This window comes from uncultured Thiohalocapsa sp. (assembly GCF_913062725.1).
Classification (GTDB): domain Bacteria; phylum Pseudomonadota; class Gammaproteobacteria; order Chromatiales; family Chromatiaceae; genus Thiohalocapsa.
In genome coordinates this window covers 26,707-43,797 of sequence record NZ_CAJXWY010000035.1, presented here as the reverse complement: position 1 = coordinate 43,797, position 17,091 = coordinate 26,707, and the positions used below count along the sequence as shown (strand labels likewise).

Annotated in this window: 16 protein-coding genes; 6 read left to right on the top strand and 10 right to left on the bottom strand. The window is 68.4% G+C overall.

The window, feature by feature from the left end:
• Window positions 1-221 precede the first annotated feature (221 nt).
• The gene (locus QZ588_RS11130) at window positions 222-851 is read right to left on the bottom strand and encodes a hypothetical protein (protein ID WP_295542703.1); all 630 of its coding nucleotides are present in this window, start codon (window positions 849-851) and stop codon (window positions 222-224) included.
• Between the two features lie 460 nt (window positions 852-1,311).
• Between QZ588_RS11130 and QZ588_RS11125 the strand changes: the two genes are divergently transcribed.
• The gene (locus QZ588_RS11125; protein ID WP_295542700.1) at window positions 1,312-2,784 is read left to right on the top strand and encodes a potassium transporter TrkG; all 1,473 of its coding nucleotides are present in this window, start codon (window positions 1,312-1,314) and stop codon (window positions 2,782-2,784) included.
• Entirely contained in the window at window positions 2,784-3,446 is a 663-nt protein-coding gene (locus tag QZ588_RS11120) for a TrkA family potassium uptake protein (protein ID WP_295542698.1), read from the top strand. Before QZ588_RS11125 ends, QZ588_RS11120 begins: the two co-directional genes overlap by 1 nt.
• A gap of 211 nt (window positions 3,447-3,657) precedes the next feature.
• Here the strand turns inward: QZ588_RS11120 and QZ588_RS11115 are convergent, their stop codons facing one another.
• Complete coding sequence (locus QZ588_RS11115) at window positions 3,658-5,127, bottom strand: sigma-54 dependent transcriptional regulator (protein ID WP_295542696.1); 1,470 nt, start codon at window positions 5,125-5,127, stop codon at window positions 3,658-3,660.
• Window positions 5,128-5,702: 575 nt separating this feature from the next.
• Here QZ588_RS11115 and QZ588_RS11110 point away from each other — a divergent pair.
• Both QZ588_RS11110 and QZ588_RS11105 read left to right on the top strand, forming a co-directional pair.
• Complete coding sequence (locus tag QZ588_RS11110; protein WP_295542694.1) at window positions 5,703-5,948, top strand: acetyltransferase; 246 nt, start codon at window positions 5,703-5,705, stop codon at window positions 5,946-5,948.
• Window positions 5,949-6,475: 527 nt separating this feature from the next.
• Window positions 6,476-7,648 (top strand): MFS transporter, encoded by a 1,173-nt coding sequence (locus QZ588_RS11105; protein WP_295542707.1) that lies wholly within the window; start codon window positions 6,476-6,478, stop codon window positions 7,646-7,648.
• 167 nt (window positions 7,649-7,815) lie between these two features.
• Here the strand turns inward: QZ588_RS11105 and QZ588_RS11100 are convergent, their stop codons facing one another.
• The 7 genes from QZ588_RS11100 to QZ588_RS11070 all read right to left on the bottom strand — a co-directional run bounded on the left by QZ588_RS11100 (window position 7,816) and on the right by QZ588_RS11070 (window position 14,185).
• Entirely contained in the window at window positions 7,816-7,938 is a 123-nt protein-coding gene (locus QZ588_RS11100) for a hypothetical protein (RefSeq protein ID WP_295542712.1), read from the bottom strand.
• Between the two features lie 73 nt (window positions 7,939-8,011).
• A complete protein-coding gene (truD, locus tag QZ588_RS11095; protein ID WP_295542692.1) occupies window positions 8,012-9,127 on the bottom strand; it encodes a tRNA pseudouridine(13) synthase TruD in 1,116 nt (371 codons plus the stop codon).
• Window positions 9,124-9,597, bottom strand: a complete 474-nt coding sequence (ispF, locus tag QZ588_RS11090) for a 2-C-methyl-D-erythritol 2,4-cyclodiphosphate synthase (RefSeq protein ID WP_295542690.1) — start codon at window positions 9,595-9,597, stop codon at window positions 9,124-9,126. The genes truD and ispF overlap by 4 nt, the downstream gene beginning before the upstream one ends.
• Window positions 9,598-9,973: 376 nt before the next feature.
• Window positions 9,974-10,699 (bottom strand): 2-C-methyl-D-erythritol 4-phosphate cytidylyltransferase, encoded by a 726-nt coding sequence (gene ispD / locus QZ588_RS11085; RefSeq protein ID WP_295542688.1) that lies wholly within the window; start codon window positions 10,697-10,699, stop codon window positions 9,974-9,976.
• Between the two features lie 49 nt (window positions 10,700-10,748).
• Window positions 10,749-11,045 carry a cell division protein FtsB gene (ftsB, locus tag QZ588_RS11080; protein ID WP_295542686.1) on the bottom strand — a complete coding sequence of 99 codons (297 nt, stop codon included), beginning with the start codon at window positions 11,043-11,045 and terminating at the stop codon, window positions 10,749-10,751.
• Window positions 11,046-11,096: 51 nt separating this feature from the next.
• Window positions 11,097-12,374: a phosphopyruvate hydratase gene (gene eno, locus QZ588_RS11075; protein ID WP_295542684.1), complete on the bottom strand. Its 1,278-nt coding sequence runs from the start codon at window positions 12,372-12,374 to the stop codon at window positions 11,097-11,099.
• A 137-nt stretch (window positions 12,375-12,511) separates the two neighbouring features.
• Entirely contained in the window at window positions 12,512-14,185 is a 1,674-nt protein-coding gene (locus QZ588_RS11070; RefSeq protein ID WP_295542682.1) for a CTP synthase, read from the bottom strand.
• Between the two features lie 312 nt (window positions 14,186-14,497).
• Here QZ588_RS11070 and QZ588_RS11065 point away from each other — a divergent pair, with 312 nt between their 5' ends.
• Both QZ588_RS11065 and fnr read left to right on the top strand, forming a co-directional pair.
• Window positions 14,498-14,908: a sulfur globule family protein gene (locus QZ588_RS11065; protein ID WP_295542680.1), complete on the top strand. Its 411-nt coding sequence runs from the start codon at window positions 14,498-14,500 to the stop codon at window positions 14,906-14,908.
• Window positions 14,909-15,249: 341 nt separating this feature from the next.
• On the top strand, window positions 15,250-16,008 hold the full coding sequence (fnr, locus tag QZ588_RS11060) for a fumarate/nitrate reduction transcriptional regulator Fnr (protein ID WP_295542678.1): 759 nt from the start codon (window positions 15,250-15,252) through the stop codon (window positions 16,006-16,008).
• A gap of 214 nt (window positions 16,009-16,222) precedes the next feature.
• On the opposite strand, the gene dnaQ is transcribed toward fnr, so the two are convergent.
• Window positions 16,223-16,960: a DNA polymerase III subunit epsilon gene (dnaQ, locus tag QZ588_RS11055; protein ID WP_295542676.1), complete on the bottom strand. Its 738-nt coding sequence runs from the start codon at window positions 16,958-16,960 to the stop codon at window positions 16,223-16,225.
• Between the last annotated feature and the right edge of the window lie 131 nt (window positions 16,961-17,091).

Sequence of the window (17,091 nt, the reverse complement as noted above, 5' to 3'; positions counted from 1 at the left end):
GCGGCGCAGCGGCGAGCCGGCCTCAGCGAGGGCACGCTGCAACGCATCGCCCGCCGCCCGTTGCAGTCCCTGCTCTACATCGCCGGTGCCGCTGGCGTGGTGTACCTGATGCTCTGGCCTTTCTTCACGTTGACATGATGACCGCGACGGTCATGGCCGACGCGGCGACCTCAGGCAAGCGCAGGCTGGCCGAGCGGTTGCGGTGGTCGGCTGCGCCGGGCCTACTGTCCCGCCAACGGTAAGCGGAAGGTGACGCTGTCCGGCCCGAGTGCCAGGCCGCCGCCGTGGTCCTGGGCGACGCGCTCGGCGGCCTTGGCCATCAGGCGCAGATCGGCGCGCTCGCGCGGCGGATCCGGTGGTTGAGCACCGGTGACCCCGATGACGAGCCAGGCCTCGCCGTCGCGTTGCCCGGTATGCAGGAGCGGCCGTTGCGCGCAGACACCGTTGCCATCGGTGCCGACACCCAACAGACGCAATGCATGGACGAAGGCCGCCTCCAGACTACAGCGCTCGGCGGGCATGACGATGCCGGCGGCGGCATCCGCCGCCGCATCGCCGCCGAAGCTGCGCACCACGGTAGCGGCCAGGGCGCCTACATCCAGCCGTTGGCGCGGACCATCACCGAAACGCGTGGCATTCACCGTCTCAGAGAGCTCAGTGGCCAGACTGCCCGCCGCCGTCTGAATGCGCGCCAGACGCTCGGCGAGCCGGGTGTCGTTGCGGCTTTCCGACTGCAAGGTCTCGGCGATGAGGTCAATGACACTCAGTGGTGTGCGCAGCCGGTGTGCCTGCTGACGCGCCTGCTCGGCGAGCAGGGAGCGCCGCTCCAGATCCGTGAGACGCTCCAGCACGGGATCGAGGTCGTTACCAGCCGTGGGCGCATCGGTCGCGGTGGGGCCGGATCCACCGCGGCGCAGCCTACTCCTTACCATCTTGGTGCCATGCGTGCTGTCAATCGGTCAGTCATCACTGGATGGATTGGCTCGCGCCATGTTGCATCAGCTGTACCAGATTCGAGCGTGAGCGTCCTGCCGCCGCCGTGACGCGCGACGCAGCGCCTGCGGCCGTCGCCGCCGTCGCGATGCCATCGGGTGATTTGCGCCAGTGCCCGGTCGCTAAGCCCCAACGCCGCATTCGGCGCCGCTCGCGCCGGCACGGACCCGCAGCCGGCTGCCCCGTACCCGACGGCGCTCCTCCGATACCGTCAGTCGAGCGCTTCGTTGTAACCACAATCGTTTGCGCCAATGGCGTATGGGCTCGCGCATATGAACGCTTGTCGCGGCGCGAAAACACATGGCCGGAGACACCCCCATGTCCGAGCCCGCTGTCCAAGCCCTGCTGCACGCGGCGCGCGTGCGCGTCGTGGCGGGGACGCTGGCCCAGCTGCTGGTGATGCTGGCACTGCTCTCTGCGGTGCCGACGATGGTGGCGCTGGGCCTCGGCAGCATTGCTCTGGCGCAACGCCTTGGCGTGATGACAACGCTGCTCTGTGTGGCTGGTGTCCTGCTGCTGCGGCTGCCGGGGCTCGACCTGCGGCGGATCGACCTGCAATGGAACGAGGCGCTGGCGGTCACAGCGCTGGCCTTCCTGCTCGCCGCGGCCGCGATGGTGTGGCCCTTGATGGCGGCGGGCATCGAGCCCCTGGACGCGCTGCTGGAGAGTGTCTCTGCAGTGACCACCACCGGCCTCACGGTGCTGCGAGGTCTCGAGACCACTGACCCGGCCGTGCTCTTCCTGCGCGCCTGGATGCAATGGTACGGCGGGCTCGGCATCGCCGTGCTGACGGCGGCGCTGATCATGCGCCATCACACCAGCGCCCGGCGCCTGCTGGAGTGCACCGGCGAGCACCTGACCAGCGCCGGGGCCCGCCAGCATGCGCGTACGGTGTTCGCCGTCTACGCGGCCTTGACGCTGCTCGCGGTGGCCGCCGTCTGGGCTGCGGGGGTGGCGCCCTTCGACGCGCTGCTCTACGCCCTGTCGGCGGCGGCCACCGGCGGCTTCGCCCCGGCGGACGCCAGCCTGGCAGGCCTGCCTCTGGCGGCCGTCGGCGTGCTGACGGCCGTCTGTGCACTCGCGGCGGTGAGCCTGCCATTGTACGCGCAGGTGCCCACACGCGGGCTGGCGATACTGTGGCGAGATGAAGAAGTCCGCATGCTGGTGGCCGTGGTACTGCTGGCGGCCCTGGCGCTGACGCTCATCGGTCTGTGGCAGCAGGGTCTCGACTGGCCCGAGGCCCTCGGTCATGGGTTGGCGCTCGGCGTCTCGGCGCAGACGGACACGGGCTTCAGCACGACGACGATCGCGGCGCTGCCGGCCGCAGCGCTGCTGGTGCTGATGCTGTCCATGACCATCGGCGGCTGCACCGGCTCCACCGCCGGCGGGCTCAAGATCGTGCGGCTGCTGGTGGTGCTGCGGCTGGTGCAGCTGGCCCTGCGGCGCACGGCGGTGGCCGAGCGGGCGGTGCTCAATGCCCGCATCGACGACGAGCGGGTGGAGCAGGACATGATCACCAGCGCCCTGCAGCTGCTCACGCTGTGGCTCGCGGTGCTGCTGCTGTCCTGGCTGGTGTTCCTGTTGCATGGCGCGCCGCCGCTGCCGGGCCTGTTCGAGGTGGTCTCCGCCACCGCCAATGCCGGCCTCAGCGCCGGGCTGACGGGTCCAGCGCTGGCACCGGCACTCAAGACCGTGCTCATCGCCGACATGCTCTTCGGCCGCGTCGAGATCATCGCCATGCTCGTGCTGTTGTACCCACCCACCTGGATCGGCCGGAGGCGCAAGACCTGATGCGAACCGCATTCATCGGCAGCAACTCGCTGACCATCACCACCGCCGAGCTGCTGCTGGCCGATGGCCACGAGGTGATCATCGTCGAGCGCGACCGCAACCGCATCGACGCGCTGAGCGAGCGCCTGGACGCCGGCTTCGTCCACGGCGACGGCACCTCGCCCGATGTGCTCAGGGACGTAGAGCCCGAGAATACGGGTGTGCTGTTTTGTCTGCTGGAGTCCGATCAGAGCAACATCCTGGCGGCGCTCATCGGCCGCTCCCTGGGCTTCGAGCGCGTGGTGCCGCGCATCAACGACCGTCAGTTCCAGCACATCACAGACGAATTGGGGCTGGATGACACGGTGCTACCGAACCAGGCCGTCGCCAGCCACCTGCGCGACCTGCTGGGCGGCGAGAAATCCCTGGAGCTGTCGTCTGTGATCCGGGACGATGCGGCGGTGTTCAGCTTCGTCGCCGGCGACGACGAGGCCGGTCCGCTGGAGGCTCTGGACCTGCCCGAGCGCACCCGCATCGTCTGCCTCTACCGCCGGGAGCGCTTCCACCTGCCCGAGCGCACCCGTCGTATCAAGGCCGGCGACGAGATCATCCTCATCTGCGCCCGCGAGCGTCTCGATGCGCTGCACCGCCGCTGGGGCGAGTCGACCGAGGCGCATAACTGAGCTCCGCCGCCGCGCCGACGCAGGCCGGTGAAGACGCTCGCCCGCTACCGTCCTGCCATCGCCTGCGCAGAGGACGGCGCCCCGCAAGACGCCACACCGCGCCTCTGGCCCCGGCAATGGCGGCCGACCAGCACGGCCGTGTCAGATTGTGCGCCGATGCAGCCCGCCGCGCTCCGAGTGCCCTCTGCGTGCGTCGCCGGGCATCTGGAGATCAGGCACCGGCGGCGCCCGGGCCCACCCCGCCGTGGGCGCTGTCCGCGGGCTCCGGCGCGTGCCCGCGCTCGGCGTTGAGATGGTATTTCTGGATGCGGTAACGCAGCGTCTCACGGGTGGTGCCAAGGGCACGGGCGGCGGCGGTCACGTTGTGCTGGCTGCGCTCGAGCGCCGTTTTGATGATGTAACGATCCATGTCATCCAGCGCCATGCTGCCGTCCAGCGGAATGCTGATGCGATTGCCGTCGACGAAGGGGCCGGCATTGGGCTGAGCATCCGTCGGCGCGGCGACGCCATGACCGAGCTGCAGCCACTCGATGGGAAACACCTCGTCCCTGGCGAGCAACACCGCGCGCTCGATGACATTGCGCAGCTCGCGCACGTTGCCCGGCCAGGTGTAGGCGCGCATCTGGCGATAGACGGCATCGGGGATATCATGCACCTGATGCCCGGAGCGGGCGTTGTACTCGTCCACCAACGCGGGCACCAGCTGCTCCAGATCGTCCAGGCGCTCACGCAGCGGCGGCAGGTCCAGGCGGAACACGCTCAAGCGGTGGTAGAGGTCGCTGCGGAAATCGCCCGCGCGCACGCGCTCTTCGATGTTGCGATTGCTGGCGGCGATGATCTGGACGTCGACGTCGATGGATTTCTCGCCGCCGAGACGCCGCAGACTGCGGTCTTCCAGCACCGTCAGCAGCTTGGTCTGCAGGTCCGGATCCATCTCGACGATTTCGTCCAGAAACAGCGTGCCCTCGTGGGCCTGCTCCAGGTAGCCGCGATGGCGGCCCTTGGCGCCGGTGAAGGCGCCGGCCTCGTGGCCGAACAGCTCCGACTCCAATAGATCCCGCGGCAGTGCGGCACAGTTCACCTCGATCATCGGACCGCCGGCGCGCGGACCGCCATGGTGAAGGATGCGCGCCACCAGGCCTTTGCCGGTGCCGGTCTCACCGCCGATGATCAGCGCGCTGAACGGCACCTCCGCCAGCCGCGCGATCATACGGCGCGTCGCCTCCGTGGTGGCGCTGGCGCCGATGTAGGACGCGGGCGAATAGCGCCTGCGGCCGTCGCGGCTCTGGGTATCCAGCCGGCGCTGGGCCAGCGCGCTGCGGCGTGCGCCGGTGACGACGATTTCCAGCCGCGACAGGGGACAAGGCTTCTCCAGAAAATCGTATGCACCGAGGCGCAGCGCGCGCACCGAATCCGGCACGCCGCCATAGCCCGTGAGCAGGATCCATTCCCCGGGCCTCTTTTGCTTGCGCGCCTCCTCCAACAGGTCCAGCGCGTTGCCATCCGGCAGGCTCATGTCGGCGAGAACCACCAGCGGCTCCAGGCGCCGGCCCAGCACCGCCTCACGCGCCGCTTTCAGGGTTCCGGCGCGCTCCACATCCCAGCCCTTGGCGGAGAAATGGCGCCCCAGCTCGGCGGCGAGCACGGGCTCGTCCTCGATGATCAGCAATGCGTCGGACATACGGGGAACCTCTGTCGGTGTGCACCGCGGCGAACACGTTTGCCCTGTTGGGCGCTGGCTCAAGCATGATGACAGCCAACGGGCATCATGCCTCGAGCGCGCGCAGCATAGCCCGCGCCGATGATCGCGTGCGTGCTTCACCGGATGCGGGCACGGCGCACGCCGACCAGACCCCGTGGTGCGGGGCTGCGGCCCCCGCGGCCAACCAGACCCGGAGCGGCAGACACCATGGCCTCCCGAACCGACCAGATAACGGGGCGACGCACTGGTGTGTCACCACCGTCTGCACCCAGGCGGAGATATCCCGCGAACTGCACGGCCGGCCGTGCATCTCACAGCGACGAAGGCACGTGCACGCACATGCTTCGGCGGACGCCGCGAGGCCGCCGATGCCCAATGAGTGTGTACCGGGCACAACTCGCTCATCTGAAAATAAGCTACTCTGAAAAAGAGGCATGCGGCAGTGTCGCGGGCTTCGCGCCGGCGCCGAGGTGTAGCGGCCCGCGACACCACCTGCACCGCCGCGATGCCGGCGGCGCCGTCGCATCGCGGGCATTCACTGAACGGAGGTCATTATGCTGCTCAAAGACCAAGACACCGGCAAGATCGTCGAGGTGCTCGCCTTGGGCGATCTCTACAGCCCACGACACGAGCGGGTCGCCGGGCGCCTGCATTATGGCGAGGAGGCCCAGGACCCGGCCTACTTCGACAAGACCAAGCTGCACTTCGCCTCCGGCGAGCCGCTGCCGCGCTGCTGGACCGACCCGCACTACCGCGATGCCGAGGTCGACGCGGCCCATCATCACGGCAAGGCCGCCTGAGCCAAATCGGTCGGGGCCGCCCCCACCGGGCCGCTCGCCGGCGGCCCGGTATGCCGCCGGCACCGCCGGGGGAGCAGTACCCAATTGGCGGTGTATACCCGTCGCATCTCGGTTTTCGCTTTCTGTGGGCTGGGTTGCGGCTGGCGGGGGTCTCGACAGCAGGGATGCTGTCGTGAAGCCTACAGGGACGTATTCACGGTGTCCTCCGCCAGCTGCAACCTAGCCCGCAGACGCCTGCGCCGGACATTGACATCCGCCGGGTATAAGCCGCACGTCCTTTGTCAGACGAGCCGGTGCCTGATGCACCGGCATGCTCCACCCGCAAAGCCCGGGACACCGGATCGAGCCGCAGCCGCTCGGTTTCTGGCCTGGGCCGACGCCGACCGGGATCTGCGCCCGCGCCGCACCCTCGGGGGTCAGCTCCACCACCCCGAACGCCATGACATCGCACTGGCCGTTGAAGCGTTATCATGCGGTTGGCGCACACACGCGCGGCAAAAGATCCCACCAGAGACGCGGCTATGTCCCTGCTCCAGCGCCGGCCACTGGTCGTCATCGTCATTGCGCAGCTGTTCGGGACCTCGTTGTGGTTCAGCGTGAACGGTGTGTGGCTTGCGCTGGCCGCCGAGCTGGGCCTCGATGAGGGCGACCTCGGGCGTCTGACGCTCATGGTTCAGGTTGGGTTCATTCTCGGTACGCTGACCCTCGCGACGACGGGTCTGGCGGACCGGTTCTCCGCCAGTCGCGTCTTTGCGGCGGCGAGCCTGCTCGGGGCACTGGTGAATGCCGGCCTCGTCCTGGCAGCCCCCGATGCGTCGGTGGCCGGCGTGCTGCGATTGCTGACCGGCCTGTGTCTGGCCGGGATCTATCCGCTCGGCATGAAAATGGTGATCGCCTGGACGCCTGCCCATGCGGGTGCCGCGCTCGCTTGGCTGGTGGGCATGCTGACCCTGGGCACGGCCACACCGCATCTGATGCGCAGCCTCACGCTGGGGCTGCCCTGGGAGTGGGTGTTGCTGAGCGCCTCGGGGCTGACGCTGGTCGGCGGTGCGCTGGTGCTGCGCCTGGGCGACGGGCCGCATCTGCCGCCCACCGCGGCGCCAATCGCCTGGCGCGGTGGCCTCGAAGCCCTGCGCCTGCCCCATTTCCGAGCCGCCGCCGGCGGCTACTTCGGCCACATGTGGGAGCTCTACGCCGTCTGGATGCTGGTGCCACTGCTGGTGGCGCGCGAGATCAGCCGCCTGAACGCGGCCGCGGGCCTCGTGCCGATGCTGTCCTATCTCATCATTGGCATCGGGGTGGTGGGCTGTGTCATGGGTGGACAGCTCAGTCGAAGTCGCGGAAGCGCGTGGGTGGCCGCACGCGCACTGGCCATCTCCGGCACGCTCTGCCTGGCCTATCCCGTGCTGGCCGCACTGGGCACATCGCCGCTGGTGCTGATCGCCCTGTTGTTTCTCTGGGGGCTTGCGGTCATTGCCGACTCGCCGCAGTTCTCGGCGCTGGCATCGGCCAGCGCACCCTCGCATCGCGTTGGTGCCTCGCTGGCCATCATGAATGCCATTGGCTTCGGCCTGAGCATACCCGCCATCTGGCTCACCGGCCATCTCTGGGCCAGCCAGGGTCCCTGGGTGCTGTTGTGGCTGCTCCCCGGCCCGGTGTTGGGCCTCTGGGCCCTCGGTCAGCGGCCATCAGCGGCCTGAAGCCGCGAAGCCAACGAAGGCGCCGTCGGGCGGGCACTAGCGGGCCGACACCGTGTTCAGCAAACGCCACGGCGCGGGTCAGCGGCGCAGCAGGCGACAGTATCCGGTCGGGAGCGCGCACTAAGGAGTCATGGTCCAACGCGAATCGGCAACCGGCGCGCAGTTGCTCAGGCGAGCCAAAGTGTCTGCTGATTGACGAATTCCCGGATACCCAGGCGGGAGAGCTCGCGACCATAGCCCGAGTCGCGGATGCCGCCGAAGCGGCAGCCTGGGGTTGGCGCGGCCCGCAAGCATCACCCCGTAACCGCGGTGTGTCGACCCGCGGGCGGGACTCGGCCGGCGGGCGCAGGGCCCGGGGGCGTGTCAGTCCTGCCAGTCGCCGAGCTCCCGCAGCAGTGCCGTCGCATAGCTGCCGGCGGGCAGGGTAAAGGCGAGGCCCAATACATCCGGAGCGCTCCTGTATAGACGCAGCGCCTCGGGATACAGCACCAGCGGACGGCGCTCCTGCTTGAGCCCGGCGGCGGCGAGGCCCCGCAGCCACTGCCCAAAGGGCGCGGCGACGGCGGCCTCCAGCGCCGCAACGGTGCCGGTCGTCAGCGGCTCGCCGGCGCCGAACAGCGGCCCGGTGGGCTGCGCGTCACCGCTGGCCACGCGCGCGCGGATGTGCTCGTCCACGCGCTCGGCCAGGAAGTGGGAATGGCTGCCGCGCAGTTGCAGGCGCTCACCCGGCAGGGCCCGGTGCCAATCGCCGCGCTCGACGCGGGCGGCGAGCAGCTCATTGAACAGTTGCGAGCGGGCGGCGGAGAGATAGAGCCCGCGCCGGTGGCGGTCGGGACGCTGCCCCCGCGCATCCGCCGCCGTGGCCATGAACATGGCCTCGGCCCGTGCCAGATTGCCGGCGTTGCGACCGAAGCGCTGGGGGCCGAAATAATTGGGCACGCCCTGCTGCGCGATGGCATCCACACGCGCGGCCAAGCCCTCCAGATCGCCGCTCACATCGCGCAGCACCAGCTGGAAGGCATTGCCCGCCAGGACACCGCGGCGGAGCTTGCGCTGGTGGGCATGGACTTCCAGCACCTCGATGTTGTCGGCGGCGAGCAGCGCCCAATCCGGCTCGGGCCGTTGGCCGAGGTGCACCGAGAACCATTGCGTGGTCACCGCATGGCGGTCCTTGAGGCCGGCGTAGCCCACGGCCTTGTGCGGAATGCCGGCGAGGCTCGCCAGGCGCCGTGCCACCCAGTCGGTGTTGGCGTCGGTTTTGCGGACCTTGAGCAAGCGATGCTCGCCGTCGCCGTCCGGACCGAAGGCCAGGATCTCGTCGACCACGAAATCCGCCGCCTGGGCGCGGATGCGAAAATGCATCAGCGGCGCGCCATGGGCCCGGGGCAACGCGTGGAAGTCGCGCCAGCGTGGCGTCGCCGCCGGGGCTTGTGCGGCCCCCGTGGCATCCGCATCGATGCGTGCAACGGGGATCGTCATGCTTCGTCCAGCAGCACCACGGCGAAGGCGGCGATGCCCTCGCCGCGACCGGTGAAGCCCATGCGCTCGGTGGTGGTGGCCTTGACGTTGACCCGGGCGCGCGGACACTCGAGGTCCGCCGCCAGGGTCTCGCACATGGCGGCGATGTGCGCGGCGAGCTTCGGACGCTGGGCGGCGATGGTCAGGTCGGCGTTGTGCACGGCGAGGCCGCGCTCGCGCAAGGCATCCATGACCCGCGCCAGCAGGATGCGGCTGTCGACGCCGGCGTAGGCGGCATCGGTGTCCGGGAAGTGATGACCGATGTCGCCCAGGCCGGCGGCGCCGAGCAGCGCGTCGCAGAGGGCGTGGATGACGACGTCGCCGTCGGAATGCGCAGCCAGACCCTGGTCGTGCGGGATCACCACACCGCCCAGCACCAGGGGCCGCCCGGACTCGAAGCGATGGGCATCGATGCCTTGGCCGATCAGCATGGGGGAACCTCGCGTGACCCTGGACGTCCGGCTGCAACGGGCCGGAACCTCCGCGGCGTGGCTCCGCGGCGGAGTTGGCACCGCCGCTGTCTGCCGGTGCCGGACTGCGCGCTCAGCACGCCGGTGGATGCGGTCGTTGGGGGCATACTCGCGCCTCGCTATTGATCGGCTTCGGATTGCTGTCCGCGGTGCTGTCGCTGCCGGGTCAAGCCTCAGCTATCAAGCAGCGTACAACCAAATTCTAATATTAAGTGCCCGAAACTGCAGGACGATGTGATGAATCCGGCGATACCGGCCGCAACGCCACCGCGAGGCCCGAGCCTGATCCGGCAGGCACGAAGCCCCCCCGCGTTGCTCCCAGCGCGCCCCCCGGGGGCTATCCGCTTCGCCCCTGCACGTCCAACTGCTGCTGCTGAAGATAGAAGGCGGCCAATGGCAGATCCTCCGGCCGCGTGATCTTGATGTTGTCGGCCTGACACTCGATGAGTGCCGGCCGCAAGCCCAGCAGCTCCACGGCGCTGGCATCGTCGGTGACCACCACATCCCGGGCTTGCGCCTGCGCCAGGGCCCGGCGCAGCAGGCCGAGGCGAAACGCCTGAGGCGTGTAGGCCCGCCAGAGCGCACTGCGCGGTAGGGTTTCTGCCACCTGGCCCGCGTCGGCACGCTTGACGGTGTCGGCGATGGGCACTGCCAACAGGGCGCCCACGGGCTCCTCGCGCAGCGCCGCCAGCAGCCGGTCCAGATCAGACCGCCGCAGGCAGGGGCGCGCGGCGTCGTGCACCAGCACCCAGTCGTCCTCGGCGGCCCGGTCTGCCAGCGCCGTGAGGCCGTTGCGCACCGAGTGGCAGCGCTCCGCGCCGCCGGGCGCGCGCAGCACATCCGGGTGGTTGGCGTAGGCACTGACATCCGACCACCAGCCATCGGCGCTGCCCAGCACCACCGCACAGCCGGCGATGGCCGGATGCCCGATGAAGGCGGCGATGGCGTGGTCGATGACGGGTCGGCCGGCGAGCGCGAGATACTGCTTGGGCACCTCGGCGCCGAAGCGGCGGCCGACGCCGGCGGCCGGGATCAGCGCCCAATGGCGCACGGCGCCGCTCACGCCAGCATGCCCTGCCGCCCGCCGGCGGCGCTGCGGCCCTGCGGCGCGGTCATTGGCCGCGCTCCCGCTTGGGCTTCTCGATGACCTGGAGGAACACCTCGCCGCGCTGGATCATGCCGAGCTCGCTGCGGGCCCGGTCCTCGATGGCCTCCAGGCCGGTGCGCAGATCTTCCACCTCCGCCGCCAGGGCCAGATTGCGCGCCTCCAAACGCCGCAGCTCCGCACGGTGCTCGTCGATCTGTGCGCGCAGAGCATACAGATCCTTGATACTGCCCTCGCCCACCCACAGGCGGTACTGGAGCAGGCCTAAGAGCAGCAGCAAACCGAGACTGACCCAGCGTGTCACGACACCGGCCCGCGCTGCTTATGCATGATGACCCGGGTATGTCTGCGGCTCTTAAAGATGCTTGAACGCCGCGCGACCGGGATAGACGGCCGCGTCGCCGAGCTGATCTTCGATGCGCATGAGCTGGTTGTACTTCGCTACACGGTCGGAGCGCGAGAGTGAGCCCGTCTTGATCTGGCCGGTGCCGGCGGCGACCACCAGATCGGCGATGGTGGTGTCTTCGGTCTCGCCGGATCGATGCGAGACCACGGCGGTGTAGCCCGCGTCCGTCGCCATCCGGATGGCCGCCAGTGTTTCGGTCAGGGTGCCGATCTGATTCACCTTGATGAGGATGGAGTTGGCGATGCCCTTGTCGATGCCTTCCTGCAGGATCTTGGTGTTGGTGACGAACAGGTCATCGCCCACCAGCTGCACCTTGCCGCCGAGGCGGACGGTGTGGTCCCGCCAGCCGTCCCAGTCGCCCTCCGCCAGGCCGTCCTCGATGCTGATGATGGGATATTGCTCGCACCACTGCAGCAGCAGGTCCGTCATGCCGGCGGCGTCGAGCTTGCGGCCCTCGCCCTTGAGATTGTAGACGCCGTCCTCGTAGAACTCGGAGGCGGCCACATCCATGCCCAGGTAGATTTCCGAGCCGGCCTTGAAGCCGGCCTTGTCGATGGCCTCCAGGATAACCTCGATGGCGGCCTCGTTGCTCGGCAGGTCAGGTGCGAAGCCGCCCTCGTCGCCGACGCCGGTGGCGAGTCCGCGGCCGTTGAGCACGGCCTTCAGCGCATGGAAGACCTCGGCGCCGTAGCGCACCGCCTCGCGAATGCTGGACGCGCCGACGGGCAGGATCATGAATTCCTGGAAGTCGACGCTGTTGTCGGCGTGCTCGCCGCCGTTGATGATGTTCATCATGGGCACCGGGAGGGTGCTCGCATCCTTGCCCAGAGACTGATAGAGCGGCAGCGCGCCCTCCTGGGCGGCGGCGTGAGCGGCCGCCATGGACACGCCGAGGATGGCATTGGCGCCGAGACGCCCCTTATTGTCGGTGCCGTCGAGGTCGATCATCTTGCGGTCGACGGCCTCCTGCTCGCTCACGTCCATCCCCTTGACAGCCTCCTTGAGCTCGCCGTTGACATGGGCGCAGGCCTTGAGCACGCCCTTGCCGCCGTAGCGGGCCTTGTCGCCGTCGCGCAATTCCAGTGCCTCGCGGGAGCCGGTGGAGGCACCCGAGGGCACGGCGGCGCGGCCGATGGCACCATCGGCGGTGATCACATCCACCTCGACGGTGGGGTTGCCGCGGGAATCGAGCACCTCACGGGCGCGGACATCGACGATCTCGGACATGGTTCGGTTCTCCAGCTTGGGTCGCGGTTACTGCGGGGCGAATCGCCCATTGGGGAGCCTGTCGGAAAGCCTGTTCGGGACGTGGAATCGATGCGTTACGTGTCCGGCGGGCTGTGGGGTACGTTGGGGCGTCGGCGTCAGGCCACCGGCTCCGGTGCTGGCGCCTTGCCCGCCGGCATCGCGCCGCTGCGGCGCTGCTGCGCCAGCGCGGCCTCCACGAAGCCGCGGAACAGCGCATGGCCGTCGCGCGGCGTCGACGTGAACTCCGGGTGGAACTGACAGCCCACGAACCAGGGATGATCCGGTATTTCGATGATCTCCACCAGCCTGGAATCGAGCGACCAGCCGGAAAAGCGCAGGCCCGCGTCTTTCATGGCATCGCAGTACCGGTTGTTGAACTCGTAGCGATGGCGGTGGCGCTCGCGGATCTGGTGACGGCCGTAGACGCGGCGCGCGAGGCTGCCGGGCTCGAGCCGGCAGTTCTGTCCGCCCAGGCGCATGGTGCCGCCCTTGTCGGCATCCGCCGCGCGGATTTCGCGCTGGCCGCTCTCGGTCTGCCACTCGGTGATGAGGGCGATGACCGGATGCGGGGTGTCGGGATCGAACTCGGTGCTGTGGGCGCCGGCGAGCCCGGCGACGTTGCGCGCATATTCGATCACGGCCACCTGCATGCCGAGACAGATGCCCAAGTAGGGCACGCGCCGCTCGCGGGCGAAGCGGGCGGCGGCGATCTTGCCCTCGATGCCGCGCTCGCCGAAGCCGCCGGGCACCAGCACGGCATCGATGCCCGCGAGGCAGTCGGTGCCGGTGCGCTCGATCTCCTCGGAGTCCAGGTAGCGGATCTGCACCCGGGTCCTGGTGTGCACGCCGGCGTGCGCGAGGGCCTCCGACAGGGATTTATAGGCCTCGGTGAGGTCCATGTACTTGCCGACCATGCCGATGGTCACGGTCTGCCGGGGATGCTCGAAGCCCTCGAGCACCCGCTGCCACTCGCTGAGATCCGCCTGCGGCACGTCGAGCCCGAACTGTTCCACCACCAGCGCGTCGAGGCCTTGGGCGTGCAACAGCATCGGGATGCGGTAGATGTTGTCCGCATCGACGGCGGAGATGACGGCCGCCTCGGGCACGTTGGTGAACAGCGCGATCTTGCGCCGCTCGTCCGGCGGCAGATCCTGCTCGGCGCGGCACAGCAGCACGTCCGGCTGGATGCCGATGGAGCGCAGTTCCTTGACCGAGTGCTGGGTGGGCTTGGTCTTGATCTCGCCGGCGGTGCGGATGTACGGCACCAGCGTGAGATGGATGAACATCGCCGCCTTCGGGCCGAGCTCCACCCGCATCTGGCGGATGGCCTCCAGGAAGGGCAGGGATTCGATGTCGCCCACGGTGCCGCCGATCTCCACCAGGGCCACGTCGGCGTCGTCGACGCCCAGCAGGATGCTCGACTTGATCTCGTCGGTGATGTGCGGGATCACCTGCACGGTGCGGCCGAGATAGTCGCCCCGGCGCTCTTTGCGGATGACGCTGTCGTAGATCTGGCCGGTGGTGTAGTTGTTGTTGCGGCCCATGCGTGTGCGCAGGAAGCGCTCGTAGTGGCCGAGGTCCAGGTCGGTCTCGGCACCGTCGTCGGTGACATAGACCTCGCCGTGCTGGAACGGGCTCATGGTGCCCGGGTCCACATTGATGTAGGGGTCGAGCTTGATCATGGTGACCCGCAGACCGCGGGCCTCCAGCAGCGCGCCGAGGGACGCGGACGCGATGCCTTTACCGAGGGACGACACGACGCCGCCGGTGACGAAAATGAGCTTGGTCATGGCTTCCTTGAAGGCCCGACGCCGGCTTTGCCGACACACGGGGAGAGCGCACAGGGCTGCGTGAAAAGTAACAAATATACCCCCCGCTCTCAATTGGCGCGGCAAACCATGCGTCTCCCCATGCGTCTCCCTGAGACTCGCGCCGAATTGCCTCAAGAAACCGATCCCTACCGCGCTTCACAAGCCGAAACCCGACACGTATACTCCGCCTCGTTCGTATCCTACGGACCACGGGGATCGGCGGGCGGACGCGCCGCTTGGGCCACCCCGGTACGCTGCACTCACAAGAGAATTCCTCAGGAGCGTCAGATCATGCAAAAGCTTGCCAAAGTCCTCGGCATCGCCGCCATCGCCGGTGCGGCCACCTTCTCGATGAGCGCCGCGCAGGCGTGGTTCGGCCCTGGCTACGGTGGTCCGGGCTACGGTGGTCCGGGATACGGCTCCGGTTTCGGTGACGGCATGGGCGACATGCTCGGTGACATGTTCGGAGACGGCTACGGCGACTTCAACATGAGCATGTCCGGTGGCGGTCGCGGCTACGGCCGTGGCTATGGCCGCGGCTACGGCTACGGCCGCGGCTACGGCTACCCCTACGGTGGTGGCTACGGCTACCCGGGCTACGGCTATCCGGGCTACGGCTACGGCGCACCGCCCATGCCCTACGGCGCCCCTTACGGCGCTCCGGCTGCCCCCGCCGCACCGGCTGGCGAACAGGCCAAGTAAGCTCAAGCCCCAGGAAGCTCAGGCTCAACGTAGCTACCGCCGCTGCTCAGCGGCGGCGACAAAAACCGCGCCCGCAGGCGCGGTTTTTGCTTGGGGCGCCAAAAGTCAGCCAATCGCGCTAGCCGACCGACTGGCGCGGCGCCCAGCGGCCGGGCACCGCGATGCGGTGACCTTTGGAATGCCGCGCCTCGAGCCACAGCCGACAGTGCAAGCCCCACGGGTTTATCGCATCGCCTTAGGCAATAACATCAACATGGGCGCGTGAAAACGACGATATTTACCCTTGATGCATGTCAACCTGGGTTGCACAATGGAATCGTCAACTAGCCAGGTACACTGCCTTGACTCAACGAAAAGTTATCTCCTTCGAGACCATCAGGGTCGCCTGCAAGAACTGCACGCTGTCTCAGTTGTGCCTCCCCATGGGCATGTCGCCAGAGGACGTGGACCGGCTGGACAGCATCGTCAAACGCTCACGTCCACTGCACCGGGGGGATCACCTCTTTCGCAGCGGCGAGCGCTTCCGCTCGTTGTATGTCGTCAAAACCGGCTCAGTCAAAACTTACACGCCGAGCGAGGAAGGCGGCGAGCAGGTGTTGGGCTTCCATCTGCCCGGAGAGATCATCGGTCTCGACGCCATCGACCAGGACGCCCATGCCTGCTCGGCGAAGGTGCTGGAGACCTCAGCCATCTGCGAGGTGCCCTTCCAGCGCTTCGAGGAGCTGGCCGCGTCCATCCCCAGCTTGCAGCATTCCATGTTCCGCCTGCTGAGCAAAGAGATCGGCCACGACGCCGAGATGCTGCTGCTGCTCGGCAAGAAGAACGCCGAGGAACGCCTCGCGGCCTTTCTGGTGAGTATGTCGCAGCGGCTGAGCAAACGCGGTCTGTCGCCGACGGACTTCTACCTCAGCATGTCACGGCACGAGATCGGCAACTATCTGGGCCTCGCGGTCGAGACGGTGAGCCGGCTCTTTACCCGATTCCAGGACGAAGGGCTGGTGAAGGTGGACCGCAAGCACGTCGAGATTCTGGATCTGCACAGCATCGAGACGATCGCGGGCGCCGCACAAGCCGCCGGCAGCCGCAAGCACTCCAACTGAGCGCCGAGCCGGAGCGGGCTCTTGCCCATGGCATGCGGTGGGTGCCCGCCCGGGTGTGCGGCATGCTTGCGTCTTCCGCAGGCTCATGCGGGCGAACGGGCGCGCGCATGGCGCTCGTTACGGTCTGTGATGCGGCCCGCACCTTGGCGTCTTGGCTCGGCCATGCCGCCATCCCCGGCCACGGGCGAGCGGTCTTCTCTGGCAGGACGCCCCATCAGCCGGTGGCTGTCCCGACGGCAGCATCGTCCGGCGCCAGCCAAACGCAGGCACCACTGGCCTGGTGGATGGCGGCGAGTCGGGCGTTATGCGCTACAAGCTCGTCGCTGCTCGGGCGGATGACGCGCAGCTGGCCGCGAGGCACCGACACACGACGCACCGCCTCCCGCCGCAGCCCCGTCTCCACGTGCTCATCGCCGCCCAGATGCAGGCTCACCTGGCCGCCGGTCATGGCCAGGTAGACCTCGGCCAAGATCTGCGCGTCCAGCAGCGCGCCGTGGAGATCGCGCTGGGTGTTGTCGATGCCGTAGCGTTTGCAGAGTGCGTCGAGGCTGTTGCGCTGCCCCGGGTGCAAGCGGCGCGCGAGCACCAGGCTGTCGGTCACCGAACAAATCGCATCCATGGCCGGCGCGTCCTTCTGCCAATGCTTTAGCTCGTGGTTCAGGAAGCCGATATCGAAGGGGGCATTGTGGATGACCAGCTCGGCGCCGCGGCAATAGTCCAGGAGCTCGTCCACCACGTCGGCGAAACGCGGCTGGTCGGCAAGAAAGTCGTTGGTGATGCCGTGCACGGCCGCGGCGCCGGCATCGACCTCGCGGTCCGGCTGCAGGTAGCGATGGAAGTTGTTGCCGGTGGGCCTGCGCTCGATGAGCTCGACACAGCCGATCTCGATGATGCGGTGGCCCGCCGCCGGCTCCAGGCCCGTGGTTTCCGTATCCAGCACGATCTGGCGCATGATGTGTTGAGGCCTCCTGAGGCCATTGGTTACTGGCACCGAGAGCAATGACGACACCGCGGACCGTCGCGCCGGGTACCACCGAGGGCGACTGCAGCGGGAGCTTACCCAACCCGAGCCCATCAGCACAA